This window comes from Streptomyces sp. NPDC025721 (assembly GCF_055558595.1).
In genome coordinates this window covers 113,518-128,533 of sequence record NZ_JBVHMF010000008.1, presented here as the reverse complement: position 1 = coordinate 128,533, position 15,016 = coordinate 113,518, and the positions used below count along the sequence as shown (strand labels likewise).

11 protein-coding genes are annotated in these 15,016 nt (G+C 74.8%); 3 read left to right on the top strand and 8 right to left on the bottom strand.

The window, feature by feature from the left end; all coding sequences use genetic code 11:
• Positions 1–8: 8 nt before the first annotated feature.
• The 5 genes from ACZ4EF_RS14295 to ACZ4EF_RS14275 form a co-directional block, all read right to left on the bottom strand.
• Positions 9–1,364 (bottom strand): M1 family metallopeptidase, encoded by a 1,356-nt coding sequence (locus ACZ4EF_RS14295; RefSeq protein WP_355339903.1) that lies wholly within the window; start codon positions 1,362–1,364, stop codon positions 9–11.
• Positions 1,365–1,497: 133 nt separating this feature from the next.
• Positions 1,498–5,526, bottom strand: coding sequence for a Pls/PosA family non-ribosomal peptide synthetase (locus ACZ4EF_RS14290; RefSeq protein WP_467504606.1), 4,029 nt, complete (start codon positions 5,524–5,526; stop codon positions 1,498–1,500).
• 318 nt (positions 5,527–5,844) lie between these two features.
• Positions 5,845–6,537 (bottom strand): Fic family protein, encoded by a 693-nt coding sequence (locus tag ACZ4EF_RS14285; protein WP_467504604.1) that lies wholly within the window; start codon positions 6,535–6,537, stop codon positions 5,845–5,847.
• The gene (locus ACZ4EF_RS14280) at positions 6,534–7,154 is read right to left on the bottom strand and encodes a hypothetical protein (RefSeq protein ID WP_467504602.1); all 621 of its coding nucleotides are present in this window, start codon (positions 7,152–7,154) and stop codon (positions 6,534–6,536) included. The genes ACZ4EF_RS14285 and ACZ4EF_RS14280 overlap by 4 nt, the downstream gene beginning before the upstream one ends.
• Positions 7,155–7,554: 400 nt before the next feature.
• Positions 7,555–8,604: a helix-turn-helix transcriptional regulator gene (locus ACZ4EF_RS14275; RefSeq protein WP_467504600.1), complete on the bottom strand. Its 1,050-nt coding sequence runs from the start codon at positions 8,602–8,604 to the stop codon at positions 7,555–7,557.
• Between the two features lie 120 nt (positions 8,605–8,724).
• On the opposite strand from ACZ4EF_RS14275, the gene ACZ4EF_RS14270 reads away from it, so the two are divergent.
• A complete protein-coding gene (locus ACZ4EF_RS14270; protein WP_401851607.1) occupies positions 8,725–9,147 on the top strand; it encodes a VOC family protein in 423 nt (140 codons plus the stop codon).
• A 9-nt stretch (positions 9,148–9,156) separates the two neighbouring features.
• A complete protein-coding gene (locus ACZ4EF_RS14265) occupies positions 9,157–10,275 on the top strand; it encodes a winged helix DNA-binding domain-containing protein (protein WP_467504598.1) in 1,119 nt (372 codons plus the stop codon).
• A gap of 24 nt (positions 10,276–10,299) precedes the next feature.
• Here the strand turns inward: ACZ4EF_RS14265 and ACZ4EF_RS14260 are convergent, their stop codons facing one another.
• From ACZ4EF_RS14260 to ACZ4EF_RS14250, 3 genes are all read right to left on the bottom strand, one after another.
• Positions 10,300–10,890, bottom strand: a complete 591-nt coding sequence (locus ACZ4EF_RS14260) for a 3'-5' exonuclease (RefSeq protein ID WP_467504596.1) — start codon at positions 10,888–10,890, stop codon at positions 10,300–10,302.
• Between the two features lie 285 nt (positions 10,891–11,175).
• Complete coding sequence (locus ACZ4EF_RS14255) at positions 11,176–12,102, bottom strand: cysteine/serine endopeptidase inhibitor (protein ID WP_467504594.1); 927 nt, start codon at positions 12,100–12,102, stop codon at positions 11,176–11,178.
• Positions 12,103–12,286: 184 nt separating this feature from the next.
• Positions 12,287–13,081 carry a TetR/AcrR family transcriptional regulator gene (locus tag ACZ4EF_RS14250; RefSeq protein ID WP_401305719.1) on the bottom strand — a complete coding sequence of 265 codons (795 nt, stop codon included), beginning with the start codon at positions 13,079–13,081 and terminating at the stop codon, positions 12,287–12,289.
• 279 nt (positions 13,082–13,360) lie between these two features.
• Between ACZ4EF_RS14250 and ACZ4EF_RS14245 the strand changes: the two genes are divergently transcribed.
• Positions 13,361–14,914, top strand: a complete 1,554-nt coding sequence (locus ACZ4EF_RS14245) for an MFS transporter (RefSeq protein WP_467504591.1) — start codon at positions 13,361–13,363, stop codon at positions 14,912–14,914.
• Positions 14,915–15,016 lie beyond the last annotated feature (102 nt).

The window sequence follows — 15,016 nt, the reverse complement described above, 5'->3', positions numbered from 1 at the left end:
GACACGCCCTAGAGCCGGGGCAGCGGTGTGCGGTGGACCCAGGCGGTGAAGAGCGGGTCGAGCGAGTCGGCGCTGTAGCGCGCCGCGTGCGCGGCGAGGTCGGCCGTGACCACCGTCGAGTGGCGGTTTATGGTCGTCCACGCCTTGAGCATCCGGAAGAACGCGCCCTCGCCGAGGGCCAGTCGCAGGGCGTGGACGGTGAGGCCGCCGCGCTGGTAGAGGCGGTCATCGAACATCAGACGGCGTCCCGGGTCGCCCAGGCGCAGATCCTGCGGGAGCCGGGAGAGGCGGTCGTGGGCGGTGGCGGCGTGCGCGGCGGCGAGCGGGCCGCCGGTGTGCTCCGACCACAGCCACTCGGCGTATTTGGCGAAGCCCTCATTGAGCCAGATGTGCCGCCAGTCGCCGATGGACAGGCTGTTGCCGAACCACTGGTGGGCCAGCTCGTGGGCGACCAGCCGTTCCCAATGCCGCCTGCCCCCCAGGTGGTTGGTGCCGAAGGTGGCCATGCCCTGCGCCTCCACCGGCACGTCCAGCTCCTCGTCGGCGACGACCACCGCGTACTCGCCGAACGGATACGGACCGAAGACGTCCTCGAAGAAGTCCATCATGCGGGTCTGCCGCTCGAAGTCGACGGCGAATTCGCCGCGCAGCCCCGCCGGTACGTAACCGGTCTGCGGTACCGGGCGGCGCGGTGCGAACAGCGAGGCGCCGCCGGTGAGCTGGACCGTCTCGTAGCGGCCGATCGACACCGTCACCAGATAGCTGGACGTGGGCGCCGCCTGCTCGTAGACCCACGTGGTGCTGCTGGCCTTGGTGGTCCTGGACAGCAGCCGCCCGCCGACGACCACGGTGTACGCGGACGGCGCGGTGACCGCGATCTGGTACGACGCCTTGTCCGCGGGCCGGTCGTTGCACGGGTACCAGGACGGCGCGCCGACCGGCTGGCTCGCCACCAGCGCGCCGTCGGTCAGCTCCTCCCAGCCCAGGCCGCCCCACTGGCTGTTGATGGGCTGCGGGTTGCCGGTGTAGGCCACCTCGACGGTGAAGGCCGCGCCCGCCTCGACCGGCTTCGCGGGCCGTACGCGCAGCCGTCCCGCCCGGTGCGTGTAGTGCGCGGGCCGCCCGTCGACCACGACCCGCTGGAGCCTGAAGTCGGCCAGGTCCAGGGCGAATTCACGCAGCGGCGCGCCGCCCGCGACCGCGCTGAGCCGCGCCGTGCCGCGCAGCCGGTTGGACGCGGGCCGGTAGTCCAGGGCCAGTTCGTACCTGTGGACGCCGTAACGGCTGTCGCCGTGCGCGGGGAAGTACGGGTCCGCCGCCCCCGGCCCGGCTGCTCGCTTCTGGCTCAACGGTTCCTCGCTCATCGTTCCCACCGGGCCGCACCCCCGTACGGCCTGGTCGTTCCCCCGGACGGGCCGGGCACACGTGCCGGCGCGCCGGCACGTGGCGCGCCGCCCGACGGACCGCGTCCGCCCCCGCCCGGCCGCGGGCGACCTCTCACGCCTCGCCCCGCCGCGCGGGCGGCTCCTCCTCGAACCACACCTCGGCCGGATTCCCCAGCCAGCGGCTGTCCGCGGGGATGGACTCGGCGCGCATCACCAGGGACGCGGGCCCCAGGGTGCTGCGGGCGCCGATCTCGCTGCCGGGCAGCACGATGCCACCGGGACCGAGGGTCGCGCCCGTGCGGAGCACCACCGTATCCATGCGCATGATCCGGTCGTGGAAGAGGTGGGTCTGAAGGACGCAGCCGCGGTTGACGCTGACGCCGTCCTCCAGGGTGACGAGGTCGGCCTCGGGCAGCCAGTAGCTCTCGCACCACACGCCCCGGCCGATGTGCGCGCCGAGGCCGCGCAGCCACAGGCTCATCACGGCGGTGCCGGGCACCGCGCCGACCAGCCACGGCACGGCCAGCACCTCCACGAAGGTGTCGGCCAGCTCGTTGCGCCACACGAAACCGCTCCACAGCGGGCGCTCGACCGCCCGGAAGCGGCCCACGAGCAGCCACTTCGCGGCGATCGACACCAGCGCGGCGGCGCCGCCCGCGGCCAGCAGCACCGGCCCCGACAGCAGCGCCACCGCCAGGACGCCCGCGTCGCGGGCCAGCCGGGCCAGCACGGCCAGGACGAGTACGGCCAGCGCGGCGGAGGCCAGCACCGGCACCAGGCGGCAGACCTCGACCAGCCCGCGCGCCCACACCAGCCGTACCGGCGGCGCGTACGTCAGGCTCTGGTCGGCGTCGTCAGCCGTGCGCGGCAGCCGTACCGGCGGCATGCCCAGGTACGAGCGGCCCTCCTTGGCCTTCTTCGGCGTCGCCGACAGCACCCCGACCAGGCCGCGGTCCGGGACGGCGCGCCCCGGCGCCGTCATCCCCGAATTGCCGAGGAACGCGCGCTCGCCGATCTCGGCCGCGCCGATCCGCAGCCAGCCGCCGCCGAGCTGGTACGGGGCGACGAGGACGTCGTCGGCGAGGAACGCGCCGTCGCCGACGGTGGTGAGGCTCGGCATCGCCAGCACCGTGGAGACCTCGGCGCCGCTGCCGACCTTCATGCCGAGCGCCCGCAGCCACACGGGCGTGATCAGGCCCGCGTACAGCGGGAAGAGCTTGTCGCGGGCGGCGTCCATGAGCTGGATGACCGTCCAGGACTGCCAGCCGACGCGGCTGTGCAGCGGGTGCCAGCCGGGCCGCAGGCCCAGGCTCAGCAGCCGGACGGCGGCGATCAGCAGCGCCGCGTACACCAGCGCGAAGGCGAGGGTGGCGGGGACGAGCGCGATGAGCGCGCCCCGCGCGGCGGCGCCGAGACCGCTGTGGGCGGGCACCAGGCAGGCCGCGACGGCCAGCGCCGCGAGCCCGGCGATCAGCGGCAGCAGCGTCACGCCGACGCCGCTCGCGCCGTACGCCGCCGCCCAGCGGGCCCGGCGCGCGGGCCGCTGCTTGGGCCAGCGCCGCTCGGCCTTGCCGACCTTGACGGCGGGCGCGCCCGCCCAGCTCTGCCCGGTCGGCACCTGCCCGGTGACGCTGGACCCGGCCGTGATCTGCGCGCGCTTGCCGATCCTGGCGCCCGGCAGGAGTGTGCTGCGGGTGCCGACGACGGCGCCGGAGCCGACCTTCACCGGGCCGACCTCGAGCCGGTCGCCGTCCAGCCAGTACCCGGCGAGGTCGACCTCGGCCTCGACCGCGCAGCCCCGGCCGAGCTTGAGCATGCCGGTGACCGGCGGCAGCGAGTGCAGGTCCACGTCCGGGCCGATCCGCGCGCCGAGCGCCCGGCCGTACCGGATCAGCCAGGCCCCGGACAGCGAGGTCGCGCCGGTCGCCTCGGCCAGCCGCTCGGCCGCCCACAGCCGCAGGTGGACGCCGCCGCCGCGCGGATAGCTGCCGGGGGTCAGCCCGCGCAGCAGCAGCCGGGCACCGGCCGCGGCCAGCGCGAGGCGGCCGGGCGGGCTGAAGAGCAGGACGGCCCCGGCGGCGACCAGCCACCAGGACGCGGTGGGCGCCCACGGGTAGTGGCCGGTCCAGGCCAGCGTGTTGCCCAGCGCCAGCAGCCCGGTCGTCCAGCGCAGCCCGGTCAGCGCGAACAGCGGCAGCAGCGCGAGCAGTTGGACGGCCTTGGCGCGGCCCGGCACCGGCGCGATCTCGCGGGCCGGGCGGTCGTCCCGTACGGAACGGTCCAGCATCCTGGCCAGCTTCCGCACGGTCGGCGCCTGGTAGATGTCGACGACGGCCACCGACGGGAAGCGGGTCCGCAGCAGCGTCGTGAGCTGGGCCGCGGCCAGACTGCCGCCGCCGATCGCGAAGAAGTCGTCGCGCGCCTCGACCACCGGCACACCGAGGACTTCGGTCCACTGCTCGGCCACCCACGCCTCGGTGCCGCGCAGCGGCTCGGCGGCCTCCTCGCCGGGCGCGGGGCCCGCCGACTCCGGCAGCGGCCAGGGCAGCGCGGCCCTGTCCACCTTCCCCGAGGTGCGGGTCGGCAGGCCGGGGACGGTCGCCAGCAGCGGTACGAGGGCGGCGGGCAGCTTCGTGGACAGCTCCGCGACGGCCGCGGCCCGGTCCCAGCCCTCGCCCGCCACCACGTAACCGACCAGCAGCTGATTGCCGCGCCTGGTCGTGCGTACGGCGGCGGCTGCCCCCGCCACGCCCGGCAGCGCCTGGAGTGCCGCGTCCACCTCGCCCAGCTCGATCCGGCGCCCGCCGAGCTTGACCTGCTCGTCGGCGCGGCCCAGGAACAGCAGCCCCTCGGGCTCGGCGCGCACGAGGTCCCCGCTGCGGTACGCGCGCGCCCAGCCCATCGACTCCAGCGGCGCGTACTTCTCCGCGTCCTTCTCGGCGTCGAGATACCGGGCCAGGCCGACGCCGCCGATGATGAGCTGGCCGCTGCCGCCCATCGGCACCGGCTCGCCCGCCTCGTCCACCACGGCCAGCTCCCAGCCGTCCAGCGGCAGCCCGATCCGTACCGGGCCCTCGCCGGTCAGCAGCGCCGCACAGGCGACGACGGTGGCCTCGGTCGGGCCGTAGGTGTTCCAGACCTCGCGCCCCTCGGTGACCAGCCGCTCGACCAGCTCCGGCGGGCACGCCTCGCCGCCGAAGATCAGCAGCCGCACCTCGTTCAGCGCCTCGGCGGGCCACAGCGCGGCCAGCGTCGGCACCGTCGAGACCACCGTGATCTCCTGCTCGGCCAGCCACGGCCCGAGGTCGCTGCCGCCGCGCACCTGCGAGCGGGGGACCGGGACCAGGCAGGCGCCGTTGCGCCAGGCCAGCCACATCTCCTCGCACGAGGCGTCGAAGGCCACCGACAGGCTCGCCATCACGCGGTCGCCGGGACCGATCGGCTCGTCCTGGAGGAACAGCGCGGCCTCGGCGTCCACGAACGCCGCCGCGTTGCGGTGCGTGACCGCGACGCCCTTGGGGCGGCCGGTCGAGCCCGAGGTGAAGATGATCCAGGCGTCGTCGTCGGGGGAGGGGCGGCGCGGGGCTTTCGACGCGGGCGGGTCGTTCGGCGCGTGACGGGTGCCGGTCAGGGTGGTGGCGTGAAGTGTGCCGGTCCGGGCGGTGGCGTGAGTGGTGCCGGTCAGGGTGAGGGCGCGGTCCGCGCCCAGTACGGCGGCCACCCGCGCCTCGCCGAAGACCAGCTCGGCCCGCTCGTCCGGGTCCTCGGCGTCCACCGGGACGTAGGCGGCGCCCGCCGCGAGCACGGCCAGGATGCTGACGTACAGGTCGTTGCTGCCCGAGGGCACCCGCACGCCGACCCGGTCGCCCCGCCCGATCCCGGCCGCCGCGAGCCCGCGCCGCAGCGTGTCGACCTCGGCGGCCAGCGCGCGGTACGTCAGCGCGGTGCGCCCGTCGTCCAGCGCGGGCTCCTGCGGGTGCGCGCGGACGGTCGCGTCGAGCACGTCCAGCAGCGTCCGCGCCCCGGCGGCCGTGCCTCCCGCGAAGTGGGCGTGCGGAACGCTCGGCCGTTCGGCCGCGTCCAGCACTCCCAGCAGCAGGTCCACATCCCGCAGCGGGTCGCTCTCCACGCTCAGATCCATGCGCTCCTCGTCCCTCGTCCCCCGTCCGGGGGCCCGGCACCCTGCTCAGGCGTACAAAGCAAGACAAGCCGACCAATCTTACGGGCGGCCTTTCCGCGCCGCCTCCCGAGCGACCCCGCGCCCACCCGCGTTTCGAACGCGTTTCCGCCCCCTCTCGCGCCCCCTCTGACCTGCGCGGCGACCGTCCCTTCCGCCCCGCCCGCCGACGCCCGGCCGACGCGGCCGAACGTGCCGCAACACACACGAGGAGCCGCGAAGAGATGGCCGCGCGATGTCATCGCGGCGAACGTGCGGTGTACGGGAGATGTACGGCTGGGGTCAGACCGTTCTCCGGCTCGCCGACGGTCGCGCGAGGACCGCGACGAGCACGGCGAGATCGGCCGCTCCCGCCGCGTCGTCCGCGTAACGCGCGACCGTGAGCGGACCCACCTCGCGCAGGACGACGCCTTCGCGGGCGAGCACATACGTCAACGCCAGCAGCGCGGAACGGGCGTTGCCGTCGGCGAAGGGGTGGAAGAAGGCCACGTCCAGATACGTCCGGGCGGCGCGCGCGGCCAACGGCACGGCGGTGTCCGCGCTTTGGGCCAGGCACTCCGCGAAGTCCGCCGGGGTGCGCGAGTTCAGCCCGTACCGTTCCCGGCCGCCCTTCGCGTACGCGTCCCCGGTCCTGAACGCCGCCTCGTCCGCACCGAGCACGGTCCGCTGCCACCCGGCCAACAGGCCGAACGTCAGGGGCACTTCGCGTACGGCGTCGGCGCGGGCCGCCTCGTACGCGGCCAGCAGGCGGCGGGCGCGGGCGGGGTCGCGGCGCCGGACGGGACCCGCGCACCAGGCGGCGAAGCCGTCGACGGCCGCGGTGGTCCGGCCTGCCGTCACGTCGTCGGCGCCGGTGGCCGTCCAGTCGACCCGCCGCCGTACGCGGCACCAGGCCGCCAGCGCGTCGGGGCCGGTCCCGTACGCGCTCGCGGGAACGGCCGAGTCCCCGGGCGGCTGCGGCGCGGTGGACGTCATCCGCCGTCGTGCCGCTCTTCGAGGTGGCTGTACTCGCGGTGGTCGCGGTAGGGGAGGCGGCCGGTCAGGGCGACGGCCAGATCCTCGCCGACCGAATCGACGAGTGCGGACGGCGGGGCGACCCAGCTCGTGAAGCGTCCGCCGATGGCGCTGTCGACCACGGCCGTGGCCTCGGCGTCACCCATTCCGCAGGAGGTGAGGTACCACCCCAGCACCAGTCGGCAGGTTCCGTACCAGCCGCTCTCCGCCTGCGTACGGTCCACGACGCGCGTGACCAGCCGGACCGCCGCGCGTTCCAGGTGCCAACTGCGCTGCTCGGGGGAGGCGTCCGGCGCCGGGGCCAACTCCCGGAAGCGCTCAGCCAGTTCCTCCAGCCAGTCCCGCCACTCGGTCAGCGCGGCGACGGCCTTGGCCGCGGTCGCGTCCGGTGTCGTCACCGAGTGCGCCCCGCAGCACCAACTGCCGACCACACCGCCGTCGTTGTCGCCCTCGCCGACGCTCCAGTTCCACTCCCGCGCCCAGGAGCCGTACCGCTCGACGAAGAGCGCGGTGATCCGCGGCACGCAGCGGCGCTCCCGCGCCCACTTGCCCGCCATGCCGGACCGCACCTGCGGCACCAACTCCCTGACCAGCGCCTCGACTCGCGCCTTCTCGGCGTCGTCCCAGGCGAACGGGTGGCGCTCCGGGTCGAGTTCTGGCCAGGTGGGGACGCGGTACGGGGGCGGTGGCGCGGGCTGCTCGGCCGGTGTGGCGGGTTGCTCGGCGGGCGTGGCGGGTTGCTCGGCCGGTGTGGCGGGTTGCTCGGCGGGTGTGGGGGGTTGCTCGGCGGGTGTGGGGGGTTGCTCGGCGGGTGTGGCGGGTTGCTCGGCCGGTGTGGGGGGTTGCTCGGCCGGTGTGGCGGGTTGCTCGGCTGACGTGGCGGGCTCCGGGGGTGCGGGTGCGGGCGGGGATGCGGACAGCCGTCCAGTGTCGCGGCCCGCGCCCGTGTCCGCCTCCGGTTTTCCGGCCGCCGGGGGCCTACTGACCGGCGGTGGCGGCGAAGCGCCGGGCGAGGGTCGCGAAGGCGTCCTTGAGCGCGGGCGGGCCGATGACCTCGACGGCGGTGTCGAACTGGGCGAGGGCGGCGGCGAGCGCGGGCCAGGACCAGGAGCCGAGGGTGAGGCGGCAGCGGTCGGCGGTGAGGGGTTCGACGAGGCCGTCGCGGGCGTAGGGGGCGACGGCGGAGGCGGGCAGGTCGAGCACGACGACACCGCGGCAGGGCCAGTCGGCCGCGCCCCGCGCGGGGGCCTCGGCGCCGCGGAAACGGGCGGTGACGAAGGCGGCCACGTCGCCGCCGGGCAGGTCGCGGGGGGTGAAGCGGGGTCCCGTGGGGGTGCGGGGGCGAATCCGGTCGGCGCGGAAGGTGCGCCAGTCGGCGCGGTCGAGGTCCCAGGCCAGGAGGTACCAGCGCCCGCCGCGCGCGACGAGGTGGTGCGGCTCGACGCGGCGGGGTGCAGCGGGGGAATCGGGCTCGACGCGGCGGGGCTCCGCGACGGAATCGGGCTCCTGCGCGGCGGGAGCCGCAGGGGCCCCGGCCTCGGGCTCCGGCGGGCCCGCGTAGTCGAAGCGCAGCACCTCGCGGGCGTGGACGGCGGCGCCCAGCGCGGTCAGGACGTCGCTGTCGGCGGTCGCGGCGCCGGGCGGCGGGACGGCCGTCACCTCCAGGGCGTCGATCCGGTGCCGCAGCCGCGCCGGCATCACCTGCCGTACGGTCGCCAGCGCGCGGGCGGCTGCCTCCTCGATGCCCGCGCCCGCCCCCGTGGCCATCCGCAGGGCGATAGCGAGGGCCACGGCCTGGTCGTCGTCGAAGAGCAGCGGCGGCAGCCGCGCCCCGGAGTCGAGCCGGTACCCGCCGTCGGGGCCCTTGGAGGCCGCGATGGGATAGCCCAGCTCGCGCAGCCGGTCCACGTCCCGGCGGACCGTACGGGCGCTGACGTCCAGGCGTTCCGCCAGCTCGCCGCCCGGCCAGTCCCTGCGGGTCTGGAGCAGGGACAGGAGGGAGAGCAGCCGGGCCGACGTTTTCTGCATACGTCCGATTCTCTCCCGAGTACAGGACAGAAACTGTCCTGTACGGGTGCGAGGGTGGGTCACAGACCGGGAAAAACGCAGGTCACGAAGGTTCGAACCCGACAGCGCAAGGAGCCACCCATGTCCGTCACGACCGCCACCCACCTGAATTTCCGGGGCGAGGCCCGCGCGGCGCTCGACTTCTACGCGTCCGTCTTCGGCGGGCGCCTCGCCGCCGTCACGTACAAGGACGCCGGCGCCGTACAGGCCGAGAGCGAGGCCGACTGGATCATGTGGGGCGAGGTCGTGTCCGACGACGGCTTCCACGTCATGGCGTACGACGTCCCGTCGCATCTGCCCTGGGACCAGGGCCGTAACGCCTTCTTCGTCTCGGTGCGCGGCGACAGCGCCGAGGAGATCACCGCGCTCTGGGAGAAGCTGGCGGACGGCTCGACGGTCGCGCAGCCGCTCGCGCCCGCGCAGTGGGCGCCGCTGTACGGCATGCTCACCGACCGCTTCGGGGTCGTGTGGGTCCTGGACGTCACTGCCCCGTACGGCGGCTGACGCCTCGTCATGTCGCACGTGACGTCGTACGTGACGCCGCCGCTCGACAGCCGCGCCCTGAACCGGGCGACCCTGGCCCGCCAACTCCTGCTGGAGCGCTCGGACCTGCCGGTCCTGGACGCCGTCGCGCACCTCGGCGGCGTCCAGGCGCAGGAACCGCAGGAGCCGTTCACCGGGCTCTGGTCACGGCTGCGCGGCTTCCAACCCGCCGCGCTGGACGGCCTGTTGACCGGGCGCGAGGTGGTGCGCACCCATCTGATGCGCCGTACCGTCCATCTCGTCACCGCCGAGGACGCGCTCGCCTGGCGGGCCCGCCACGATCCGATGCTGCGGCAGCGCGTCCTGGGCACGTACCGCAAGGAGTTGGCCGGGATCGACCTGGCCGCGCTGGCGGCGGCGGCCCGCGCCGTCGTGGCCGACGGCGAGGCCCGCACGATGGCCGAGATCGTCGCGGCGCTCGCGGACCGCTGGCCGGGGCCGCCCCGGCGCGTCCTCGGCGAACTCGTCGTCGCCGCCCTGCTCCCCATGGCGCAGCGGCCCCCGCGCGGCCTGTGGCGTACGAAGGCGGGCGTCCGCAACGTCCTGCTCTCGTCCTGGCTCGGCCGCGACATCGACCCGCCGCCCGCCGACGACGCGGCGGAGGACCTCGTCGGACAGGCGCTCGTACGCCGCTACCTCGCCGCGTACGGGCCCGCCGCCACCGCCGACCTGCGCGCCTGGTCCGGCCTTGCGGGGCTCCCCGCCGCGGTCGCCGCCGTACGCCCCGAACTCGTCGCCTTCCGCGACACCCAGGGCCGTGAACTGCTCGACCTCCCCGACGCCCCGCGCCCCGACCCCGGCACCCCCGCGCCCGTACGCTTTTTGCCCGCCTTCGACAACGCCCTTCTCGGCTACGCCGACCGGACCAGGATCGTGGACGACGCCCACCGCGGCCTGTCCGTCGCCGGTCAGCGCGTCGTCCTGGTCGACGGCCGCGTCGCCGCCACGTGGACGGCGGAGGCGCGGGGCGTCGCCGTCACCCCGCTCCGGCCGCTGCGGCGGGCGGAGCGCGACGCGGTCATGGACGAGGGCCGGGCCCTGGCGGCCTTCCTCACGGACGGGGAGAGCGACCTGGTCCGCACCGCGTAGGCGCGGCTTGAACGCGTCCTTTGTCTACGGCTGTTGGGGTCCGTACGTCTCCTCGCGCGTCGGCCACGCGTCGGCGCGCGCGAGGTCGAGGACGAGGGCGGCGATGTTCCAGGCGTCGTCCTCGCCCCGGTGGTGCCGCCCTTCGAGCGGCAGCCCGGCCACGCGCAGCGCCTCCGCCATCCCCGGCCGCTTGCGCAGCCCGTACCCTTGCGTGAACACCGCCTTCGCGTTCACATGCGACCTGCCGAAGGGGTACGTGACCTGCGTCGCCCGGCACTGCCGCGTGAACTGGTGCCGGTCGTAGTCCCCCCAACTCGCCCACACCCGGGCCCCCGCCAGGTGCTCCCGCGCCAACTCCCCGCAGGCGTCGGCGAACGACACCCCGCGGTCCACCCCCGCCTGCGTCAGCCCCGTCAACTCCGTGCAGAACGCGCTCACCCGCGACCGCACCGGCCGCACCACCCACCGGTGCCGCCCCACCCGCTCCCCGGCCGCCAGGTCCACCACGGTCAGCCCGATCTCGATGATCTCGCTCACCGCCCCCGGCGGCGGCTGTCCGTCCCAGCACGTCGCCTCGACATCCACGACATTCAGCAACTCCCCGCCCCAATTCATCCGTCGAGCATAGGAAGCCAGCCGCCGGACGCCGAACCATTTCCCGACCAGCCTTCGGCCGGGAGGTACGGGGACGCATCGGCGTCTTCTACCGCGTCGGCGTCTTCTACCGCGTCCGCGTCACCGGCGGCCGCCTCCGCCCCCAACAGGCCACGTGCCCCCGGTCCTGACCGGGGGCCTGATCCAGGACTGACCCCAAGGCGGACGTTCCCGGGAGGGTGCTTCGGGCGGCGGATCTAGTGGAGTTGGCCGGGCGTCTGGCGTAGGGGCCGGGCAACTGGGGTGTCAGCAGGGGCCGTTGTCGGTCCAGACGGCCCAGGAGGAGGGGTCGGTGGGGACGGCGTTGGTGGAGTAGTAAGTCGCCGTGAATTTGTGGCTGTTGTAGGAGACGGCGTTGCCGGGGACGTAGGAGGTGGACGGGCTCCAGGGGGCGGGGCAGGCGGGGGTGCCGCTGCCGCCGCCGGTGGTGGTGGCGGACAGGGGGGCCGAGGCGGGGCTGACGGTGCCGGAGGCGGTGGCGGCGGCGACCGTGTAGGTGTAGGCGGTGCCCGCGGTGAGGCCGGTGTCGGTGAAGGACGTGCCGCCGGTGGTGCCGACCTGGGCGCCGCCGCGGTAGACGGTGTACGAGGCCGCGCCGGAGACGCCGGTCCAGGACAGGGCGACCGAGGTGTCGGTGGTGGCGGTCGCGTGCAGGCCGGTGGGCGCGGCGAGCGGCGGGGGAGTGCCGTTCGAGGAGACGAACTGCCAGGTGATGCCGGTGACGACACCCGTCCCGAGCGGCGCGAACTCCGCGAACGCGGGCTGGCTCAGGTCGATGTGCGTCGCGTCGCACGTCGGGCACTTGTCGGCCACCGGCACCGTGAGCGTCTTGCCGTTGTACGTGACCTGGACCGAAATCCCGCCGCACAGAGGGTCGTTGTTGGGGTTGGCCGAGGTCCACCACTGGTACGACACCGCGACCAGATACTGCGTGGACGCGTCGATCCGCGTCCCGCACGCGCCGTAACCGACGTCGTTGTAGTACGTCATCGACCCGCTCATCGGCTGCCCGACCGGCACGGCGGCCACGGCCGGTCCGCCGGCGAGCAGCACGAGCGCCGAGGCACCCGCCAGGGCGCCGAGCCAGGGCGTGACGCGGCGCGTGACCCGTCGGCCGATCCGTCGCCTGACGCTTCGCCTGATACCTCGCCTGACACCTCGCGGAGCGCGCAATGTACCTCTCCTCTACGTCTGTTCAGAGTGGGGGGAGCCTGAGCAAGGCGTTGAGCACGGGGCGTACTTGGCGTACGGGGCGTACGGGTCTGACTGTACGCGAACAAGCCGCCGTACGGTGGCGAGGCGGCGGCACACCGAACGGTTCAGGACGTCGTTGTCATGCCCTCCCACCGGGCACGGGTCACGCGCCCCCGCCCGGCCCCCGAGCCCCCGGCCCCCGAGCCCCCGGCGCGCCCGCCGCGAGCAACCCGTCCACGAACGTCCGCAGCCCGTCGCGATACGTGTCCCGTAGGGCCAGTTCGTGCCACCGGCCGCTGACGGCCGCCAGGTGCGGCACCTTCTCCGCGTCGAACGTCTCGCGGAACACGGGCGGTTCGCCGCCGCTCGGCCACCGTACGGAGTGCGCGCGCACCAGGATCTCGCCGACCGTGTAGTACCAGATGCTGCGGAAGACGTGCACGGACTGCTCCTGCGTACAGCCGTGTTCGTCCGCCCCGGACACGATGCCCTCGACCATCCACAGCGCCGATTCGTCGAGCAGCCCGACGAAACCGTCCGTGGTCAGCACCTCCGCCGCCCACGGCCACGCGGCGAGCGCGTCGTGCAGCGCGGTGGCGGACGCGATGACGCGGTCGCGCGGATCGGCGGGGAGTTCGGGGCGTTCGAGCTGGCTGATGTGGTGTTCGAGCAACTGGACGAGCAGGTCTTCCTTGTCCCGGATGTGGTGGTAGAGCGTCGTCGGCCCGATGCCCAGCTCGGCGGCCAGCCGCCGGATCGTCAGCTTCTCCCAGCCGTCGCGGTCGATGAGCCGACGGGTCGCCGTGAGGATCTCCGCGCGGGAGGTCACGGGCGGGCGGCCGGTGCGGCCGTTCGGCGCGGGGGCGGCGCTTGCGCGCTTGGACGGCTTGGACGCCTTGGACGGCGCGGGCTGCTCGGACGGCTGGGGCGACGCGGGCTGTGTGGGCGGTCGGGGCATGGGCCCATCATGCCGCGCCGCCGCGCGCGGGCCGTACGACGTAGGCCGTGACCTGCGCGAGGGTCCGTCCGTACCCCTGAAACGCGCCCCGGCCGCGTACGGCCGCCGTGCCCGCCCCGCGTACCCCCGTCCGCCTCCGTCCACCCCCCGTCCGCCCCCCTCCCGATTCCCATCCGGTCCATCCGGTGCTACTTTCGGAACACGTTCCTAAAGTCGGGACGGCAGAGAGCGGCGGCGCGCGACGGCGCCGAGAACGGGGAGTCCGCGATGCGGAAGAGGATGAGGAAGAGTCCGAGCAGCAGCCCGATCGAACCGGGGGGTCCGGGCCGGGGTCCCGGCGGGGGTCCCGGCGGAGGCACCGGCATCCCGGTGCCCCCGACAGCCCCGCCGAGCGGGGCCCCGGCGGCCGTCCGCCCGGGGCTGACCCTCGCGGTCGTCGCCGTCGTCCAGTTCATGGTGTCGCTCGACGTGTCCGTCGTGAACGTCGGACTGCCTCAGATCGCGTCCGGCCTCGGCTTCGGCCCGGTCGGCCTGACCTGGGTGATCCACGCGTACGCCCTCACGTACGGCGGCCTGCTCCTGCTCGGCGGCAAGGCGGCCGACCGCTATGGCCGCAAGCGGGTGCTGCTGCTCGGGCTCGCCCTGTTCGGCCTGGCCTCCCTCGGCGGCGGCCTCGCCCAGAACCCCGCCCAACTCGTCGCCGCCCGCACGGTCCAGGGCATCGGCGCCGCAGCCCTCGCCCCCGCCGCGCTGGCGCTGCTGACCGGGACGTTCCCCGAAGGCCGGGCGCGCGTCAGGGCGTTCGGCATCTGGAGCGCGGTCAACGCGGCGGGCGGCGCCTTCGGCGTCGTGATCGGCGGTGTCCTCACGCAGTACGCGAGCTGGCGCTGGGTCATGCTGGTCAACGTGCCAATGGCCGCGTGCGCGCTGGCACTTGCCTGGCGCGGAGTCACCGCGACCGCGCCGAACGCGCGCGCCGGCCGCCCCGACGTCCTCGGCGCCGTACTCGCCACCACGGGCATGACGCTCCTGGTCTTCGGCGTCGTCCGCACCGACCGGCACGGCTGGACCTCGGGCGCCACCCTCTCGACGCTCGCCGTCGCCGTCGTCCTGCTGGCCGCCTTCCTCTCCGTCGAGCGGACCACGGCCCGCGAACCCCTCATCCGGCTCGGCTTGTTCGCCAACCGCTCGGTCTCCGGCGCGAACGCGTTCAACCTCCTGGTCGGTGCCGCCATGACCCCGTCCTTCTACTTCGTCTCCCTCTACCTTCAGGACATCCTCGGCAAGGGGCCCGCGCTGACCGGCGCGATGTTCCTGCCCTTCACCTTCGGCCTGATCGGCGGCTCCGTGCTCGCCATCAAGTTGGGCTACCGCTTCCCGCCGCGCACCCTGCTCGTCACCGGCGGCATCCTGACGGCCGTCGGGCTCGCCTGGTTCGGCATGATCAGCGCCGACGGGTCCTTCGCCGCCGACATCCTCGGCCCCTCGATCGTCGCCAGCGTCGGCTTCGGCCTCTGCCTCGGCCCGGTCGTCTCCACCGCCACGGCGGGCGTCGCGCCCCACGAGACCGGCACCGCCTCCGGCCTGCTCAACAGCTCCCGCCAGATCGGCGCCTCCCTCGGCCTCGCCGCCCTGGGCACCGCCGCGCAGCACCGCACGGGCGGACGCGCGACGCTCGGTGCGCTCTCCGACGGGTACGGGTTCGGCCTGACGCTGGGCGCGGCGCTGCTGGTCGTGGCCGTGGCCGTCGCCCTGACGGTGCTGCGGCGGACCGGGGCGCCGGGGCGTGAATCCCCGTCCGTGGAGCGGGACTTGGTGCCGACGGGGGACTGAGGGGGCGGTACGGCCGGACGGGGGCGGGTCGTACGGCGGCCGGTTGTACGGGTACGGCCACGCGGTGGCTCGGCTGTACGGGGGCGGGCTCTTTCCCGCCAC